The sequence below is a fragment of the Luteibacter sp. 621 genome (assembly GCF_050435445.1).
Lineage (GTDB): Bacteria > Pseudomonadota > Gammaproteobacteria > Xanthomonadales > Rhodanobacteraceae > Luteibacter.
The window spans coordinates 130257-146783 of the sequence record NZ_JBNDKI010000001.1 but is presented as its reverse complement, the minus strand read 5'-3'; the positions used below and the strand labels follow the sequence as shown (position 1 = coordinate 146783).

16 protein-coding genes are annotated in these 16527 nt (G+C 64.8%); 8 read left to right on the top strand and 8 right to left on the bottom strand.

From position 1 onward, the window contains the following. Nucleotides 1-2: 2 nt before the first annotated feature. The 6 genes from ABIE56_RS00705 to ABIE56_RS00680 all read right to left on the bottom strand — a co-directional run bounded on the left by ABIE56_RS00705 (nucleotide 3) and on the right by ABIE56_RS00680 (nucleotide 5891). On the bottom strand, nucleotides 3-1256 hold the full coding sequence (locus ABIE56_RS00705; protein ID WP_429241908.1) for a c-type cytochrome: 1254 nt from the start codon (nucleotides 1254-1256) through the stop codon (nucleotides 3-5). Beyond that, nucleotides 1253-2005, bottom strand: a complete 753-nt coding sequence (locus ABIE56_RS00700) for a c-type cytochrome (RefSeq protein WP_429241907.1) — start codon at nucleotides 2003-2005, stop codon at nucleotides 1253-1255. Before ABIE56_RS00700 ends, ABIE56_RS00705 begins: the two co-directional genes overlap by 4 nt. Nucleotides 2006-2475: 470 nt before the next feature. Then, a complete protein-coding gene (locus ABIE56_RS00695; protein ID WP_429241906.1) occupies nucleotides 2476-3492 on the bottom strand; it encodes an LLM class flavin-dependent oxidoreductase in 1017 nt (338 codons plus the stop codon). Between the two features lie 65 nt (nucleotides 3493-3557). Further along, entirely contained in the window at nucleotides 3558-4226 is a 669-nt protein-coding gene (locus ABIE56_RS00690) for an HD domain-containing protein (protein ID WP_429241905.1), read from the bottom strand. An 18-nt stretch (nucleotides 4227-4244) separates the two neighbouring features. Then, nucleotides 4245-5042 carry a helix-turn-helix domain-containing protein gene (locus ABIE56_RS00685; protein ID WP_429241904.1) on the bottom strand — a complete coding sequence of 266 codons (798 nt, stop codon included), beginning with the start codon at nucleotides 5040-5042 and terminating at the stop codon, nucleotides 4245-4247. A 66-nt stretch (nucleotides 5043-5108) separates the two neighbouring features. Beyond that, nucleotides 5109-5891: an alpha/beta fold hydrolase gene (locus ABIE56_RS00680; protein WP_429241903.1), complete on the bottom strand. Its 783-nt coding sequence runs from the start codon at nucleotides 5889-5891 to the stop codon at nucleotides 5109-5111. 100 nt (nucleotides 5892-5991) lie between these two features. Here ABIE56_RS00680 and ABIE56_RS00675 point away from each other — a divergent pair, with 100 nt between their 5' ends. Together ABIE56_RS00675 and ABIE56_RS00670 are read left to right on the top strand one after the other, a co-directional pair. Next, on the top strand, nucleotides 5992-6921 hold the full coding sequence (locus ABIE56_RS00675; RefSeq protein WP_429241902.1) for a LysR family transcriptional regulator: 930 nt from the start codon (nucleotides 5992-5994) through the stop codon (nucleotides 6919-6921). Between the two features lie 71 nt (nucleotides 6922-6992). Then, entirely contained in the window at nucleotides 6993-7946 is a 954-nt protein-coding gene (locus ABIE56_RS00670; RefSeq protein WP_429241901.1) for an NADP-dependent oxidoreductase, read from the top strand. Here ABIE56_RS00670 and ABIE56_RS00665 read toward each other — a convergent pair. Continuing rightward, nucleotides 7936-9069 carry an FAD-dependent oxidoreductase gene (locus tag ABIE56_RS00665; RefSeq protein ID WP_429241900.1) on the bottom strand — a complete coding sequence of 378 codons (1134 nt, stop codon included), beginning with the start codon at nucleotides 9067-9069 and terminating at the stop codon, nucleotides 7936-7938. The two genes, ABIE56_RS00670 and ABIE56_RS00665, sit on opposite strands and share 11 nt — an antisense overlap. Before the next feature lie 68 nt (nucleotides 9070-9137). On the opposite strand from ABIE56_RS00665, the gene ABIE56_RS00660 reads away from it, so the two are divergent. The 4 genes from ABIE56_RS00660 (at nucleotide 9138) to ABIE56_RS00645 (ending at nucleotide 13754) form a co-directional block, all read left to right on the top strand. After that, nucleotides 9138-9818 carry a TetR/AcrR family transcriptional regulator gene (locus ABIE56_RS00660; RefSeq protein WP_429241899.1) on the top strand — a complete coding sequence of 227 codons (681 nt, stop codon included), beginning with the start codon at nucleotides 9138-9140 and terminating at the stop codon, nucleotides 9816-9818. A 74-nt stretch (nucleotides 9819-9892) separates the two neighbouring features. After that, nucleotides 9893-11173, top strand: a complete 1281-nt coding sequence (locus ABIE56_RS00655) for a sensor domain-containing diguanylate cyclase (RefSeq protein ID WP_429241898.1) — start codon at nucleotides 9893-9895, stop codon at nucleotides 11171-11173. Between the two features lie 183 nt (nucleotides 11174-11356). After that, on the top strand, nucleotides 11357-12751 hold the full coding sequence (locus ABIE56_RS00650) for a thiol-activated cytolysin family protein (RefSeq protein ID WP_429241897.1): 1395 nt from the start codon (nucleotides 11357-11359) through the stop codon (nucleotides 12749-12751). 13 nt (nucleotides 12752-12764) lie between these two features. Then, complete coding sequence (locus ABIE56_RS00645) at nucleotides 12765-13754, top strand: SGNH/GDSL hydrolase family protein (RefSeq protein WP_429241896.1); 990 nt, start codon at nucleotides 12765-12767, stop codon at nucleotides 13752-13754. A gap of 60 nt (nucleotides 13755-13814) precedes the next feature. Here ABIE56_RS00645 and ABIE56_RS00640 read toward each other — a convergent pair whose 3' ends face one another. Further along, nucleotides 13815-14555 (bottom strand): 3-oxoacyl-ACP reductase family protein, encoded by a 741-nt coding sequence (locus tag ABIE56_RS00640; RefSeq protein ID WP_429241895.1) that lies wholly within the window; start codon nucleotides 14553-14555, stop codon nucleotides 13815-13817. Between the two features lie 179 nt (nucleotides 14556-14734). Here ABIE56_RS00640 and ABIE56_RS00635 point away from each other — a divergent pair, with 179 nt between their 5' ends. Then, on the top strand, nucleotides 14735-15643 hold the full coding sequence (locus ABIE56_RS00635) for a LysR family transcriptional regulator (RefSeq protein WP_429241894.1): 909 nt from the start codon (nucleotides 14735-14737) through the stop codon (nucleotides 15641-15643). A gap of 117 nt (nucleotides 15644-15760) precedes the next feature. After that, a complete protein-coding gene (locus ABIE56_RS00630; RefSeq protein ID WP_429241893.1) occupies nucleotides 15761-16507 on the top strand; it encodes an SDR family NAD(P)-dependent oxidoreductase in 747 nt (248 codons plus the stop codon). The last annotated feature ends 20 nt before the right edge of the window (nucleotides 16508-16527 follow it).

Below are 16527 nucleotides of genomic sequence, written 5' to 3'. Positions count from 1 at the left end.
CCTCAGTCCAGTGGTGCCGAGCGGAGCTTGTTCACGTCGCGCTCCGTGACGGGTGCGCCGCGGTTGTCCCACGCGGTGCGGATATACGTGACGACGGCGGCAACCTCCACGTCTGACAGCTCCTGGGCAAACGGTGGCATGCCATAAGGGCGTGGGTTGCGCAGGGTGCCTGGGGGGTAGCCGCCGTTGAGCACCATGCGAATGGGGTTGACCGGCGAATCCATGGAGATGGATTGATTTCCCGCCAGTGGCGGAAAGTCGCTGGCCCGGCCTTCACCATGGGCGCCGTGGCAAACAGCGCACTGCTCCGTGTAGATTTTCTTGCCGAGCGGGGCGAGGCGCAGCGTCACCGCATCCTGCGCATGCGAGGGGGCCTTGGCCGCATCTTTTGTCGATGAGGTTGACGGCAGGTCCTTCAAGTAGACTGCCATGGCCCGGATATCGGCATCGGAGAGGTACTGCAGGCTGTTATGGACAACCTCGGCCATGGGGCCATACACCGCGCCGCGCACGGAAACGCCCGATTGCAGCAAGTCCGATATGTCCTGCAGGCTCCACTCGCCGAGCCCGGCCTCGCGGTTTGAGGTGAGCGATGGGGCGTACCAATCCTGCATGGGGATCAGCCCGCCGGAATAGGCGGCATCCTTCGAACTGCCGCCCAGCGAGTTGATGGGCGTGTGGCATAGCGAACAGTGGCCGGGGCCTTCCACCAGGTAGCCGCCGCGGTTCCACTCTGCGGATTTCGCCGGATTCGGCGTGTACTCGCCCTCATCGAAGTACAGCGTGCGCCAGCCGAGAAGCAGCTTGCGGTCGTTGTAGGGGAAACGCAGCTCTTGCGCGTGGCTGGGCTTGCGCACGGGTGGTACGGAACGCAGATAGGCGAAGATCGCGTCGACATCGGCGCGCGTCATGCGCGTGTAGGCGGCAAACGGCATGGCCGGGTAGAGCAGTTCGCCAGAGCGGGAGCGCCCGGTGTGCATCATTTTGTAGAAGTCATCAGCGCTCCACGCGCCGATGCCGGTATCGCGGTCCGGCGAGATGTTCGGCGAATAGAGCGTACCGAACGGCGTTGGCATCGGGCGCCCACCTGCGAACGGCTTATCGCCGGGGTTGGTGTGGCAGGCGATGCAATCCGAGGCGCGGGCAAGGTATTCGCCGCGGGCGATGGTCGCCGGATCCTGCGCGTGGCTTTCAGGTGCGAGCACAAGCAAGGCGATGGCAAGCACGGTGTGTAAGGCGATGAAGGGCATCCTCATTTCGGCGCACCCTGTTCGCACGTGAGCGCCAGGGGCAGTGACCCTTCGGTGGCGGGGGCGGGATTCAGTGGAGCGGGCTGCGCCGAAAGCCAGGCGGCCACCGCAGCGATATCCGCATCGTTCAACCTGACCGTGATGCGCTGCATGCAATTGGGGTTGTCGGTGACGCGTGCGCCATACCGCGAGGCGCCGAGCTGTGCACTGACATACTTGGCGTGCAGGCCGAGCAGGCCCGGGATATCGGGTGATACACCGGTCAGCGAGGCGCCATGGCACGCGGTGCAGGCGGGGATGCGCCGGGCATTGTCGCCTTTAAGGGCAAGCTGCTCGCCCAGCGCCATGGCCTGTGGGGTCGCGTTGGGCCGGGGCAGCACGGGGAACGGCGTTTGCTGGGTCGCAAAGTATTGCGCCATCTCCTGCAGGTACGAGTCGGGCAGGTACTCAAGCAGGTAGTTCATGGGCGCGTACTTGCGCTTGCCGTCGCGAAACGCGACAAGCTGGTTATAGAGGTATCCGGCCGGCTTGCCCGCCAGTCTCGGAAAATAATCGTCCTTGCTTCCTTCGCCCTGTTTGCCGTGGCAACTGCTGCACGCGAGGACGCGTGATGCGGTGGAATCGGGCAAGGTCACGGTGCTGGCCGCCTGCGCATGCGCCCCCATGGCCAGGGCGCAGAGCGCCACGGCGAAGGCGAAGGCAGTGACCCGGCGGCCTGCGTGTTGCAGGCCCATGGCACGGCAGCTCAGTTTCATTTGTAAGATCACGTCGTCCAGACAGCCAGAACGAGCGAACGCTCGTCCTCCCCGTGGCGTGGCAGACGGCCGTCAGCTCGCCATGCACACCGCACCTGATTTGTACGGTCCGATACCACGATGGTCTTGTGTGGAACCGTCGTGACGATCGCAAACCACAGCGCCGGCGCTCCCCTTGCTTAAGTAGAACTACCCTTGCAAGTGCGCAGGCAGCATTCACTCGGCTGCGCTGGTTTGATGGTGCCCCTGTGGTCACCACGTGCGCTACGGTTTGAAGCGAAGGGAAACCTGCGCATGATCAAAATAACGCGTGCTCTCGTGGGAACGATGGCGCTGCCATCTCTGGCGCGCGCCTCATCGCATTCCCCGATACGAGCCACGCGCCGCCGATGCAGGACCCCGATACCTTCCACCGGAAGCTACTCGAGGCGCTGCAGGGCGCCAGGCGTTAAGCGGGGATTGCCCGGCGCTCAACGCCAGCCGAGCGCGGGTGCCACGTGCTTGAGGATCGATTCCAGCAGATGCACGTTGTAATCGACGCCAAGCTGGTTAGGCACCGCAAGCAGCAGCGTATCGGCTTCGGCGATGGCCTGGTCGTCGGCGAGTTCGGCGACCAGGGTTTCCGGTTCGGCCGCATAGGTGCGTCCAAAGACGGCTTGCATGTTGTCGATGAAGCCGATCTGGTCGCTGCTCTTGCTGCGCCCGAAGTAGGCGCGGTCGGTGTCGTTCATCAGCGGGAAGATGGAGCGCAGCACGGAAACCCGCGGTTCACGCGTATGCCCGGCTTCGGCCCACGCGGCGCGGTAAGCCCGCATCTGCTTCGCCTGCTGCACATGCAGGGGCTCGTTGGTTTCGTTCGCCTTGAGTGTGGAACTCTGCAGGTTCATGCCCATCTTCGCGGCCCACACCGCGGTGGCGTTCGAGGCGGAGCCCCACCAGATCCGGTCACGCAGGCCAGCCGGGTGCGGTTCCACCCGGAGCAGGCCGGGCGGGTTGGGGAACATGGGGTTGGGGTTAGGCTGGGCGAAGCCCTTGCCTTCAAGCAGTTGCAGGAATACCTCGGCATGCCGGCGGCCCATGTCGGCGTCGGTTTCGCCCTCGGCAGGCGCGTAGCCAAAATGCCGCCACCCTTCGATGACCTGTTCGGGCGAACCGCGGCTGATGCCGAGCTGCAGGCGGCCGCCGCTGATAATGTCGGCGGCGCCAGCGGTTTCCAGCATGTAGTGCGGGTTCTCGTAGCGCATATCGATCACGCCCGTCCCGATCTCGATGCGCCTGGTCAGCGCACCGATGGCCGAAAGAAGCGGAAAGGGCGAGGCCAGCTGGTTGGCGAAGTGGTGCACGCGGAAGTACGCACCATCGGCACCGATGTCCTCTGCGGCTACCGCAAGGTCAATCGACTGCCGGAGCACATCTTCCGCTGAACGCGTCGCCGAATGCGGCGAGTTGGTCCAGTGGCCGAACGAAAGGAAGCCGATGCGCTTCATGGGAAAACCTCTGTGCGGTCACGTGGAAGGCGTGACTTCAACAGTTGAGATCATAACGCTCCGGGTCAAGCGGGTGGCGTGGCGTGGGCATGCCGGGTTTCGAACACGGTGTTCTCCAGGAGATCACAGCCGTTGGGTACCGTGAAGCCGGGTACATGGCGGTGGCCGATGTCGACAAGGCCGGTGCCCGCGGCGAGCAGGGGCTTCTTGCGCACGACCTCGGCCAGCGCGGCCTGGAACGCGGCAGGGAAGCCGTCCCGGGGATACAGCTGCAACGTGTCATCAATGAGTTGCGGCGTGACTTCATCGTAATGGAAGCCCAGCACATCAAGGTGGGCACCCATGTGGACGAGCGCGATCTCCGGCTCCTTGTACTCAGCGATGCCGATGCTGGAGTGGAAGGCGATGGCATCCCATACGGTTTGCGCCTTTCGTTCGTCATAGCCATCGGCGATGAGCAGGCGACGGGCGGCATGCGCGCCATCGACTTCAAAGCGTTTGTCGGCGGCGTGCGCTTCCGTCAGGCCAAGGTCGTGCAGGATGGCGGCAAGGTACACCAGTTCGCGATCGTACTTCAGGCCACGCTTACGGCCGAGGAATTCAGCGAACCACCATGAGCGATGTACGTGGTTGAGCATCTCGCGGTTATGGACGCGAGCGACCAGGTCGGCTGCGTTGCGGGCAAGCGCCGAATCAGGTGCGCTGATGCCGGCGATAGTTACGGGGGCTTGCATGGGGTACTCCGGGTAGGGTCATGGGTGGTGCCACCGTTCGGTGTCCGCATCCACCGGCGCCATGCATTCAATGCGTAGCTCCTGTGGGCCTGGGGCGCGGGGGGTACCTACGGTGGTCACCAGCGAGAAGTAGCTGAGCCGGTGGTTCGCATCGGCGAGTGTGAGTGGGATGACGGGCAATTCGGCGGAGCGATCGTTGGCAGCCAGTGCGCGCGTATCGGCACTGACATCGAGCGACGCCAGCAGCTCGTGCATGGCGCTGTCGACGGCGCCGCCCACGGCCTCACGACGGACGCGTTGCAGCAGCGATGCCGAGAAACGCTCCCAGTCTTCGACAAAGGGACGAAGGCCGGCCGGGTCAAAGATCATCCGCAGGAGGTTGCGCGGTTTGGGATAGCGCTCCAGATCGATGAACGACCCAAGCATCCTGCGCAGCGCGTCATTGGCCATGACGACGTTCCAGTGGCGATCCATGACCAGGGCGGGGAATGGTTCGTGCTGCGACAGCATGCGCTCGAGTGCGCGGCGGACGATGGCGAACGATGCGGCATCCCAGGCGTCATCCACGTATTGCGGCGCGTAGCCTGCCGCCAGCAGGAGCTGGTTGCGCTCCCGGAAGGGCACATCCAGCCCTTCGGCCACCACCATGAGCGTGTGCCGGCTCGGTGCGCTGCGTCCGCTCTCAATGAAGCTCAGGTGCCTCTGCGAGACGCCTGTTTCCAGGGAGAGCTCGATCTGGCTCATGCCGCGTGTGCCGCGCCATGCTTTCAGCAGCCGGCCCAGCTCATGGGTGGTTGGGTTTGCCTGGGTTGCCATATCTTGTCCTCGCCGGCCTGCCATGTGCCGAGTCCTGAGCGTATGGGCCGGCCGGCGAGACGGCAATTACGCGACACGTAATAGCCATGCCGCGATCTGCCCGGCAACCTCGGTGGGCGCCTCAAGCGGCAGCAAGTGGCCGTGGCCGGGCAGCACCTTGAGTTCGGCACCGGCAAGCAGCGGCAGTAGCTTGGCTTTCAGGGTGTCGGTGGGGTCAACCTTGTCACCGCTTCCCGATAGCACCAGGGCCGGCACGTTGATCTGGGTGACCTCGCCGCTGATATCTTCCTGGCTGATCGATAGCGGCCAGGCGGCCTTCGCCGCCGGTGCGCCGCCCAGGCTATCGGCCACAACCTGCTCGTGCAGGTGGGTGGGCAGCGGTTGGGCCACCAGCATGTTCTGCAGCGCACCCTCGATGCTCTCACGGCTGTCGTACACCGTGGCAAAGCCGGCCAGTACCTCCGGCGGCAGCGCGAGCGGCGTGGGCGTAGCGGGGGCGACCAGCACCAACCCGCGCAGGCCGGTGGGCCGGCGTGATGCCATCAGCTGGGCCACCTTGCCGCCCATGGAGTGGCCGACCAATACGAAATCCGTAATGCCCCTGGCGGCCATCACGGCCTCGACATCATCGGCATAGCCCTGCAACGTATGGCCGTCGCCAGGGCGATCGGACTGGCCCCAGCCGCGAAAGTCCACGGCGAGGGTGCGCTGCCCCTCTGGCAGGCCAGCGATCACCGGTGCCCACGTACGCGATGATCCGCCGAAGTAGTGCAGAAACACGAGTGTGGGGCCACGCGAGCCTGTCTCGACGGCGTGGAGTGGGAGGCGTTGGGTGGTCTGGCTGTACATGGGAACACCGGTCGGTGGGGAAGGTTCTCCTATGCTATGGACAGCATGCCGCTACGATTAGGGGCAGCACGGGACCGACACCCGGTCAGGAAAGGACGGAATGGACCGCTTGACTTGCATGGGCGTATTTGAAGCCGCGGCGCGCACGGGCAGCATCGCGGGCGCCGCACGGCTGTTCGACATGACGCCGTCGCGGGCGAGCAAGTACCTGGCTGCGCTGGAGGCGGAGCTTGGGGTATCGCTGCTCCGGCGCTCGACCCGCCAGCTTGCCCTTACTCCCGAAGGCGAGCGGTACCTGGCGCGCTGTCGTCGCATTCTTGCCGAGGTGCGTGAGGCGGATGATGAAGCACGGGTTCAGACCGATGCGATCTCCGGCACGTTGCGCGTCACGGCCCCCGCCACTTTCGGTGCCCTCCATCTGGGGCCCGTGGTGGCCTCGTTCCTCGGCCAGCACCCGGGCGTGGCACTGCAAATCCAACTGGACGACCGCTACCGGGACCTGCGCAGCGATGCGGTCGATGTCGCGATCCGCATTGGCCGGCTCGCCAGTTCATCGTTGGTGGCGAGGCGGCTCGGCGCGTGCCACATGGTGCTTTGCGCCGCGCCTGCGTTCCTTGCGCAGCACGGTACGGTGCGCGCGCCGGCCGACCTTGCAGGCTTGCCCTTGCTGGCGTTTAGCGAGGCGGTTTCCCCGGCCGACTGGACGCTACGTGACCCAGCCGGAGCGATGCACCGTATCGAGGGCACCATGCGCCTCGCGGCAGACAACGTGCAGATGCTTGCCGCCGCCGCGGTGGCCGGCGCGGGGGTGGTGTTTGGCCCAACCTTCATCCTCGGCCCGCACATTCAGCGCGGTGAGCTGGTCCGTGTGCTGCCCGGCTACGGCGCCGATAGCCTGGATATCAGCGTGGTGTATTCCACCCGCGCCTTCTTGCCCAGGACGGTGCGCGCGTTTGTGGACCACCTGGCAGCGGCGTTGATCGAGCCTTTCCCTTGGGACGGCGGTGGCGTACAAGCCGCCGCGACCTGAATTGGCGAAGATCGGGCGATCACCCCCGTTCGCGAGGAAAAGGCCATGGCAGTCGGTGCGGAGAAGGCAGCATGAAGGCGGCATGGATCGCGGATGCGCAGCATGGTGATCTCTCGATCGTGGTGGGCGACACGGCCGACCCGGATGCAGATTTGCGCGGCCTGATCGTCGCGGTCGAAGCGGTAGGGCTGACCTTTGGTGAGCCGCATTGGGTGACCAACGGCGCCGGTCCGTTGCCTGATGGGCGGCCGCGGCCGCTGCCGGTCATCATCGGCCACGAGTTCGCGGGCCGCATCGTGGATGCCGCGGCAGGCGATCATGACTTCACCGTGGGCGATCGCGTCTTTGGGCTCATCGATTTCTGGCGCAACGGCGCCGCCGCGGAGCTGGCTTGCGTACTGGCCAGCGAAATCGCGAGGGTGCCCGAGGGCATCAGCGCGGTGGATGCGGCGACGCTGCCGATCGGCGCGCTCACCGCGTGGCAAGGCCTGTTTGACCACGGTCACTTACGTGCCGGGCAGACCGTGCTCATCCATGGCGGTGCCGGTGCGGTAGGCACGTTTGCCATCCAGATCGCCAAGGGCGCCAAGGCTCGCGTAATCGCTACGGCGCGAGGCGAAGAGGCTGTCGCGCTCTGCACGTCGCTCGGCGCGGATGTGGTGGTCGATACGGCGACACAGCGCTTTGAAAACGTGGTGGGCGGTATCGACCTGGTTTTCGATACGGTAGGGCGCGATCTGCTGGAGCGCAGTTGGGCCATCGTGCCCCGGGGCGGCACGCTGGTGACGATCTCGGGGGAAGCAGAGGATGCGCCGTCACCCGAGCGTGCGCGCGACCTGGGTATTGAAGCCGCGTGGTTCATTGTCAGCCCGAACCCCGGCCAGCTTTCGCAACTGGCCTCTTGGGTGCTCGACGGCCGGATCAAGGTCAAGATCGATGCCGTTCATCCGCTGGATGATGCACCACGCGTTTTCCGCGAGGCAGCGGGCAGGGCGCATGCGGGAAAAACGGTACTCAAGATCTAGCGAGCGCCGGCCCGAACATCTCCACCAGGCTTCCCGGCGTGGCAGGCCCAAACAGCGTGGCCAGAAGCGCGACGGCATCGACGGCGGCGGCTGACGCCCGGCGGAACATGGTTTGTTCGAATGCCGCGAGTGCCTGTTCCTTGTCGTGGGGACGCGCAGCGAGCGCCTGTCCAAGTTCGGCGCCATCGATCATGGCGAGGTTGGCTCCCTCTCCGGACGGCGGCATCAGGTGGGCGGCATCGCCGATCAAGGTCACGCCGGGTACGCGATGCCATGTGTGATTCGCGGGCAAGGTATGGATGCGGCGCAGGATGGGCGCCGGTTCGCCGTCGGTAATCAGGGCGCGAAGCGCGGGGTCCCAGCCTTCGAACTCCGCGGCGATCGTGGCGCGGGTGCCTGGCGCGTCCGTGAAATCGATAGCACTGAACCACGCATCGGGCTGGGTGAGCGCGATGTACGCGTGCAACACGGCGCCCGGTTCACGGTGCGCCATGATGCCCTTGCCGGGGGCGAGCGCGAACATGCCGCCGGCCCCGACAGCCGTGGCGCTGGGTGTGTGCGTGCGGTCGGCGTCGTGCAGGTAGGTCTCCACGAAAGAGAGCCCGGCGTAGACGGGGTTTGCCGAGGAAAGCAGGGGCCGCACTTTCGACCACGCGCCGTCGGCGCCGATCAGCAGATCGACGACCGTGCTTGCTCCGTCAGCGAATGCGATGCGGTGGCGACCGTCACCGAGCGGAGTGACGCCTGCCATCTTCATGCCCCAGTGGATCGTGCCGGCCGGTAAGGAGTCGATAAGCATCTGGCGCAGTGCCCCACGGGGGACCTCGGGACGCCCACCGGTGCCATCGTCATCGTTGTGGAAGAGCAGATTGCCTGCGGGGTCGAAGACGCGGGTGGCCTCGCCGCCGGGATGAATGAGTTTGACAAACTCGCCGTAGAGCCCGGCGGCCTTAAGGGCGAGCTGGCCGTCGCGTTCGTGGATATCCAGCATGCCGCCCTGCGCACGTGCCGTGGGCGAGGCTTCGGCTTCATAAATGGTGGCCTGGATGCCGTGTACGTGGAGGACGCGGGCGAGCACCAGGCCGCCGAGGCCGGCGCCGATGATGGCGATGTGATCGGTCATGGCGGTCCTTTGTGGAATGCTGTTCCAGTCATCTTGGAACGATGTTCCATTTGTGTCAAGATCGTCGTATGCCTACCAAGCCGAAACCGTCCGCGCGCCGCGGGGAATCCTTGTCCCGCGAGCGCATCATCGAAGCATCGATCGAGCTGCTGGATAGCCTGGGTGATGCCGGGCTGACCTTCCGCGCGCTGTCCGAGCGCCTGGCTACCGGTGCCGGTGCCATCTACTGGCACGTGGCCGACAAAGGCGATCTTCTGCTGGCGGCCAGCGATTCGGTGGTGGCGGCCGTGCTCGAGGTGGGTGTCGCTGGCAAGACGCCCGAGGCAAGGATCCGCGCTATCGCGCTGGGCCTGTTTGATGAGATCGACCGCCGCCCGTGGGTTGGCTCAGCCCTGGCCAGGGCGCCGGGACAACTTCCCGTGGTGCGCATCATGGAGCGCCTTGGCCAGCAGGTGGTCGCGATGGGCGTTCCGCCGAAATCGCAGTGGGCTACGACCAACGCATTGCTGAGTTACATCCTCGGCGTCGGTGGCCAGAACGCGGCGAATACCGCCTTCGCCACGACGCGCGAGATCGACCGGCAGGCGTTCCTCGGTGAGATGGCACAGGCATGGGCTGGGCTGGATGCGCAGGCGTTCCCGTTCACCGTCAGCGTGGCCGCGCAGCTCCCGCTGCACGACGACCGCGCGGATTTCCTCGCGGGGATTAATCTCCTGCTCTCCGGCATCAGCGGCCAACGGCGCCCGTAAGCCCGGGTGGCCTAGCGTAAGCGCGGTTACCACGGCATGCTTCCGCCCCGGGGAAGCGAGAGCCGGAGTGCAGCATGTCAGATCATGGGGTGCCCACGGAGGGTTCCGGCTGCGGCCCATCGCCGTCGCACGAGCCGCAGGAACTTGCGTTGCGTGATCGCCTGGCCGCCAGCGAGGATTTCCTTGATCGCATCGGCCAGGTGGCCGGGGTGGGTGGCTGGAAGCTCGACCTCGATAGCGGGACGTTAACCTGGACAGCACAGACCTGCCGGATCCACGACCTGCCGCCAGATCACCAGCCCACGCTGGATGAAGCCATCAGCTATTACGCACCAGGCGCCCGAGCGGTCCTCGAGGCCGCGGTCATGCGCGGCATTGAGCATGGCGAGGGCTGGGACATCGAGCTACCGCTGACGACGGCCGCCGGCCGGCCGATCTGGGTGCGTGCCCAGGGCACCGTGGAACAACGTGCCGGCAAGGCCTCGCGCCTGGTGGGCGCGTTGCAGGACATTACCGAGAGGCGGCGCGACATCGATGCGCTGATCGCCAGTGAGCGCCGGTTCCGGAGCTTGTTTACCTACAGCCTGGGGCTTATCTGCACCCACGATCTCATGGGCCAGCTTTTGACCGTGAATCCGGCGGCATGCCGCTCGCTGGGTTTTGCTGAGTCGGAGCTCATCGGGCGCGCCATCGCCGAGCTGATGCCGGTTGACGACGCGCCGCGCGTGCCTGCGTATCTCGCGCGCATTCGCGCGCGCGGCGTTGACGCGGGCCGCCTGCGTTTCATTGCCGCCGACGGTTCGCACCGGGTGTGGCAGTACCACAACGTCACCGACACGCTCGATGGCGAACTGCAGGTGTTGGGCCATGCCCAGGACATTACTGACCAGGTCCGGCAGGAGGCACGGCTGCGTGAATGGTCGCTGCGTGATGCCCTCACGGGATGTCACAACCGGCGTTATCTCGCTGCGTTCATGGATGAAGGTGGCCGGGAAGGCGTGTGGTCGTGCGTCACGCTCGATCTGGATAAGTTCAAGCTGATCAATGACACGCTCGGCCACCAGCGCGGTGATGAAGTGCTGATCGGCATGGCGGCGTTTTTCCGCGCGCACGCTCGGGCAGCCGATATCGTGGTGCGCCTTGGTGGTGACGAGTTCCTGATCCTGCAGCCAGGCGGCCGCATGGCTGATGCGCAACGCATGGCAAGCCGGCTCGAGGCGGCAGCAGAGGCTGCACCGTGCGGATTCACAACGGGCATTGCCGAGCACCTGCCGGGCCGTACCGTCGAAGCGACGCTGGCCGAGGCGGATAAAGCGCTTTACACAACCCGGCGGGAGCGTCGCGGGCTCGCGTAGCCGGCGCAACCTGCAAGGAAAATGCACGCCATAAATCGGGAATTTCCCGATATGGCCCATCTCACGTTGTCGCGATAGTGCCCTTCAAGGGGGCGCTACGCGTACCCGTATCCGTTCATTGGGAAGGTGGCCGCAAGGGGCAGGACACCCAGTGGACTCATGTCACACAACGTGAGGATTCCTATGAGTATCGCTGACTATATTTCCGGCCTTTCCTACGACCCCAGGGTGCTCTTGAGCGTGGTGGCGGATGGGGCCACGCAGGCCGTGCCGTTGAAGGAGCGCACCACGCAATCGAATGCCGTGGTGATCTGCACCAAGACAAAGACCAACCTGCGCAAGAACCTCTCCGAAGTCGCCATCCTTAGCCCGGCCGCTGGCGTCATCTTCCCGGGTGCGCTGGTATTGGCCGACGAAGACCTGATGGAAGGCCACCCGACCCCGCTGGCGCTGGCGCGTAGTGAGTGCGTGCTTTCGATCGACTTGCCGGGCTTGCCGGACGCGCACAAGTCCGTCGTCCCGACCGGTTCCGCAGTGCAGGATTACGTGACCTCGGCACTGGAGGCGTGGAACCAGATCGCGAGCCGCGATGGCTACGTGAACGCCGCGCGCTCGTTCATGCAGGTAACCCAGTCGCATTCCACCGAGCAGACCGCCCTGGATCTCGGCTTCCACGCCAAGTGGGCAGGCGGCAACGTGTCATCCCAGCTCAGCACGACGAGCAACACCGAGCGCTCCGTCGTCGTCGCGTATTTCAAGCAGGTGTTCTACACCGTCACGATGGATGTGCCGGGCTCGGCCGCAGGCGTGTTCGCCAGCTCCGTGACGGAGGACGAAGCCCGTGCGGCCTTCAACGGCAGCCACCCGCCGGCTTACGTGCGCAGTGTCGATTACGGCCGCTTGCTGATGGTGAAGATGGAGACCAGCGCCGTCGATACAACAGCCAATCTGAAGGGAGCTTTCGAGCAGGCAACCTCAAGTGGCGTCACCGCGGGTGGCAACCTCGAGAGCAAGTACAGCCAGATCATCAAGAACTCGACCTTCAGTGTCGTAGCTATCGGTGGCGGCGCCGAAACGACCCTGGAAGTGTTCAAGGGCGATGCCGACCAGGCGATGAAGGGCCTGCGTGAGTACATCCAGAAGGGCGCGACGTACCGCCGTGACAACCCCGGCCTGCCCGTGGCGTACCAGGTGGCGTTCCTGAAGGACAACCGCTTCGCGACGATGGGTTTCCCCACGGACTACACCGAAACCCAGTGCATTCGTTATCCCAATGGTTTCGTCAAGTTCGAGCACGGTGGCGCGTATGTGGCGAAGGCGGAAGTGACGTGGCGGGAGGGTGATGAGCACGGAAACATGGTCGAGAAGAAATGGGAGTCAGGCCAGCAAACCGCGGGCTGGTCGCTCACCAAGGATATCCCCGGCGATGCGCAGAACCTGCGCCTGAAGGCCTGGGCGAAGACCGGCCTGGTATGGGCGCCATGGGGCGAGATCCTGAATGTCGCCCTCGAAGGCCCGAACAACAAGTGCTACCGCTTCGGTGGCACCACCCTCAACCGCAAGTTCGAAGTGAAGTAAGGGAGACCGCGCCATGACCACCACCATCAAGCGACTCATTATTTTTGGCGATAGCCTTTCGGATATCGGCGTGAAGCGAAATACACTGCTGGGCGCGTTTGCCGCGTTGTTGGGCAAGATGCGCACGAACCAGGTGAACCGCTTCAGTGATAACCGCAACTGGACCGATTTCATCTGGGAGTGGGCCGGCGGGCAGCCGCTGATCATCACCAACAAGGCCACGTCCGATGCGGCCGCGCTGCCGCATCTCACCTGGTCGCAGAACAGCAGCGCCGGCTCGGCGCAGGGCAACCCCGTGTTTTACGCGAACTATGCCGAAGGCGGCGCGATGGGTGGCTCCGATCGCTACGGCGTTGGCCTGGGTACGTTCCGCGAGCAGTTCGAGCGCTACAAGAAGGACCTGAAAAAGTACGGCCCCGCGCCTGGCGCTGGCCTGTACCTGATCTGGTTTGGCCTGAACGATCTGGTCACGAATAACCGCTCGCCGGTCGACATGAAGCCGGTGGCGGACCAGATGAGCCAGATCTGCCAGGAAATCATTGCGCTGGATCCCAATGCGGCGTTCCTGTTCGGCAACCTGCCCGATCCCAACAGTGCCGTGCGCTACATCGGCCAGGAAGCGGCTGCCAAGGTCGTGGGTTACTCGAATGGGTCCCTGGAGTTTGGCCACGAACTGGCGAAGGAGATCAAGGACCATTTCCCGAAAACCACACCCGCCGGCATCGTGGATATCTACACACCGATGTTCCACGTCTGCCAGAACCTGGATTCGTACGGGTTCACCAAGGGTGCCCAGCCTCCGGGTATCGAAGTGCGCTACGGCGCACCGCCGAAGGATCAGCTCGCCGCTTACAAAACCACCACGAGTGATGAAGCGCATCCGACCGAGGAGGTCTACAAGGTGATTGCCCAGATCTGGGCCAGCGAGATCCGTAAGCACTTCGAACTGGGCACGCTAAGCCAGAAAGCGGAAGCAGCGTTCACGGTACGTGGCAACAAGTAGGCCGCCAGCCATGCACGCATGACAGCGAACGGCCCGCCAGTGATGGCGGGCCGTTTTGCTTCAGGCGTTGGTACCGCCATCTACCGTCAGGCTGGTGCCCGTGACATAGCCGGCTTCCGGGCCGGCCACGAAGGCCACCATGGCGGCGATATCGTCGACGTGGCCATAACGCTTCAGGGCCGTGTTGGCGATCTGCGGAGCGGCCCATTCGTCGTTCGCCGGGTTCAGGTCGGTATCGATCGGGCCGGGCTGCACGTTGTTTACCGTGATGCCGCGCGGGCCAAGTTCACGGGCCAGGCCCTGCGTGAACATCTTCACCGCGCCCTTCGTGGCGGCATAGGCCACCAGGCCGGGCGTACCCATGCGTTCGCCGACGCAGGAGCCGATCGTGATGATGCGGCCGTTATCGGGGATGTGCTTGAGCGCCGCCTGGGTGGCGATGAACACGCCGCGCAGGTTGATGTCGATGACACGGTCCATTTCCTCGAGCGTGGACTCGACGAACGGCTTGGGGATCGCGGTGCCGGCGTTGTTAACCAGGATATCGAGCCCACCGAAGGTGGCGACCGTTTTTTCGACGGCAGCCGCCACGGCGTTTGCATCTGCCGCATCGGCCTGGATCGCGATGGCCTTGCCGCCTGCCTGCTGGATGTCCTTCACCACCTGGGCGGCCGCTTCGGCGCCCCGGGTATAGGTGATGGCGACGTTGGCACCATCCGCCGCGAGGCGCTTGGCGATGGCGGCACCGATACCGCGAGAGGCGCCGGTTACAAGCGAGGTTTTGTTGATGAGATGGGACATGAGGGGTTTCCTTCAAGCAGGGAGAGGGATCTACAGGTACCCGGACGTCTCGCCTCAGGTATTCCCCAGAGTTATGGGTGGTTCCCGGTGCTTCGTCCTTGGAGCGCAATCTACGCCTTGACTTTCGCTATGAAAAAGACTTTGTTTGTAGTCCAGACATACCTGACAGGCATGGATCCATGGAACTGCGCCACCTGCGTTATTTCATCGCCGTCGCCGAAGAGGGCAGCCTCACCGTCGCCGCGGAAAAGCGCCTGCATACCGCGCAGCCTTCATTGAGCCGGCAACTGCGCGACCTAGAATACGAAGTAGGAACGCCGTTGTTTTCGCGTGGGGCCCGGGGCGTCGAGCTGACGCCAGCGGGGAAGGCGTTCCTTGATCACGCCCGTCTTGCCGTAGGCCAGGCGGCCGAGGCCATACAGGCAGCCCGTCGTGCCGCGCGGCCGCCCCGGGAGACGTTCTCCGTGGGTTTCCTCACCGGCCAGGAGGTTGACTGGTTGCCGCACGTCACGCGCGTGTTGCGTGCACACCTGCCGACGATCGAGTTCAAGGTGGTGAGCCTGTATTCGCCTGATGTCGGTGATGCATTGCAGAGTGGCGAGATTGACCTGGGCTTCCTGCGCGTGGAGCCGCGGCCCGATGTGACGTATCAGGTCATCGCCAAGGAGCCGCTCGTCGCCATCCTGCCAAGCAGCCATCGCCTGGCACGTCGTAAGAGCGTGGCCCCCGCCGATCTGGAGGGAGAGATTTTCGTCGGCTTCTCCGATGTGCCGCACGTGTTGCGTGATGTCGTCGATGACTACCTCAAGCGCAACGGGGTGGACGTGACCCCCAGCCACCACATCGATAACTTCGCCATGGGTATGTCGCTGGTTGCGTCTACCGGTGGCGTGGCGTTGCTCCCTGCCTATGTGGAGCCGCTGCTGCCATGGTCGGTGGTGAGCCGGCCGCTGGTGGGCAAGCCGCCGACCATCGACCTCGTGGTGGGCTACCGCAAGGACAACCCATCGCCCATCCTTCAAGCCTTCCTGGCGTGTATCGATCAGGTCATCAAGGCCGGTCCGGCGGGGCAGCGCAGCAAGGCCTGATGCCGGGCTTGCCCGGGCCATGCTTTGAAAGCATCGGACCGCTGCAAACAAAGTCTTTCCGCCGCCCATGCTGCGCGGCGTAGCCTTTCATCAACTTCCTTGTTGCAGGCGATTCCCATGACTTCCCTTTCCGGTAAGACCGCCCTCGTAACCGGTGGCTCCCGCGGCATTGGCCGCGCGATCGCCCTGACGCTGGCCAAGGCGGGCGCACAGGTGCTCGTCCACTACAGCGCCTCGCCGAAAGAGGCGAATGCCGTGGTGGCTGAGATTACCCAGGCCGGCGGTCGGGCCAGCGCTGTCGGTGCAGATCTTGGCACGGCGGACGGTCCGCATAAGCTCGCGGCGGCCGTGCGCAGCATCGTCGGTGACCGGCTGGATATCCTCGTCAATAACGCTGGCGTATCAACGGCCGCCACGATCGAGGACCAGACCATCGCCGAGTTCGACACCATGTTCGATGTGAACGTGCGCGGGCCGTATTTCCTGGTACAGCAGCTACTCCCGATCCTGTGTAAGGGCAGTTCGGTCATCTTCACCACGTCGCTTGCCGCCCGCTCGGCCGTGGGCAACCTCTCCGCCTATGCGGCGACCAAGGGCGCGACCGAAACGCTGGTGAAGCACTTTGCCGCCGCCCTTGGTCCGCGCGACATCCGGGTGAACGCGATCGCCCCGGGCGTGGTCGAGACCGATATGTCGAAGTTTGCGCGTACCGACGAGGGGCGACAGTTCACCCTTGGCATGCAGGCGCTGAAGCGGGTGGCCCAGCCCGACGACATCACCGGCGCGGTGCTTTTCCTGGCATCGGACGACTCGCACTGGGTGACCGGGGCAAGCCTGGCGGTGGATGGCGGTTCGAAACTCTGAGGCGTGGCGTGGCCGGGGTG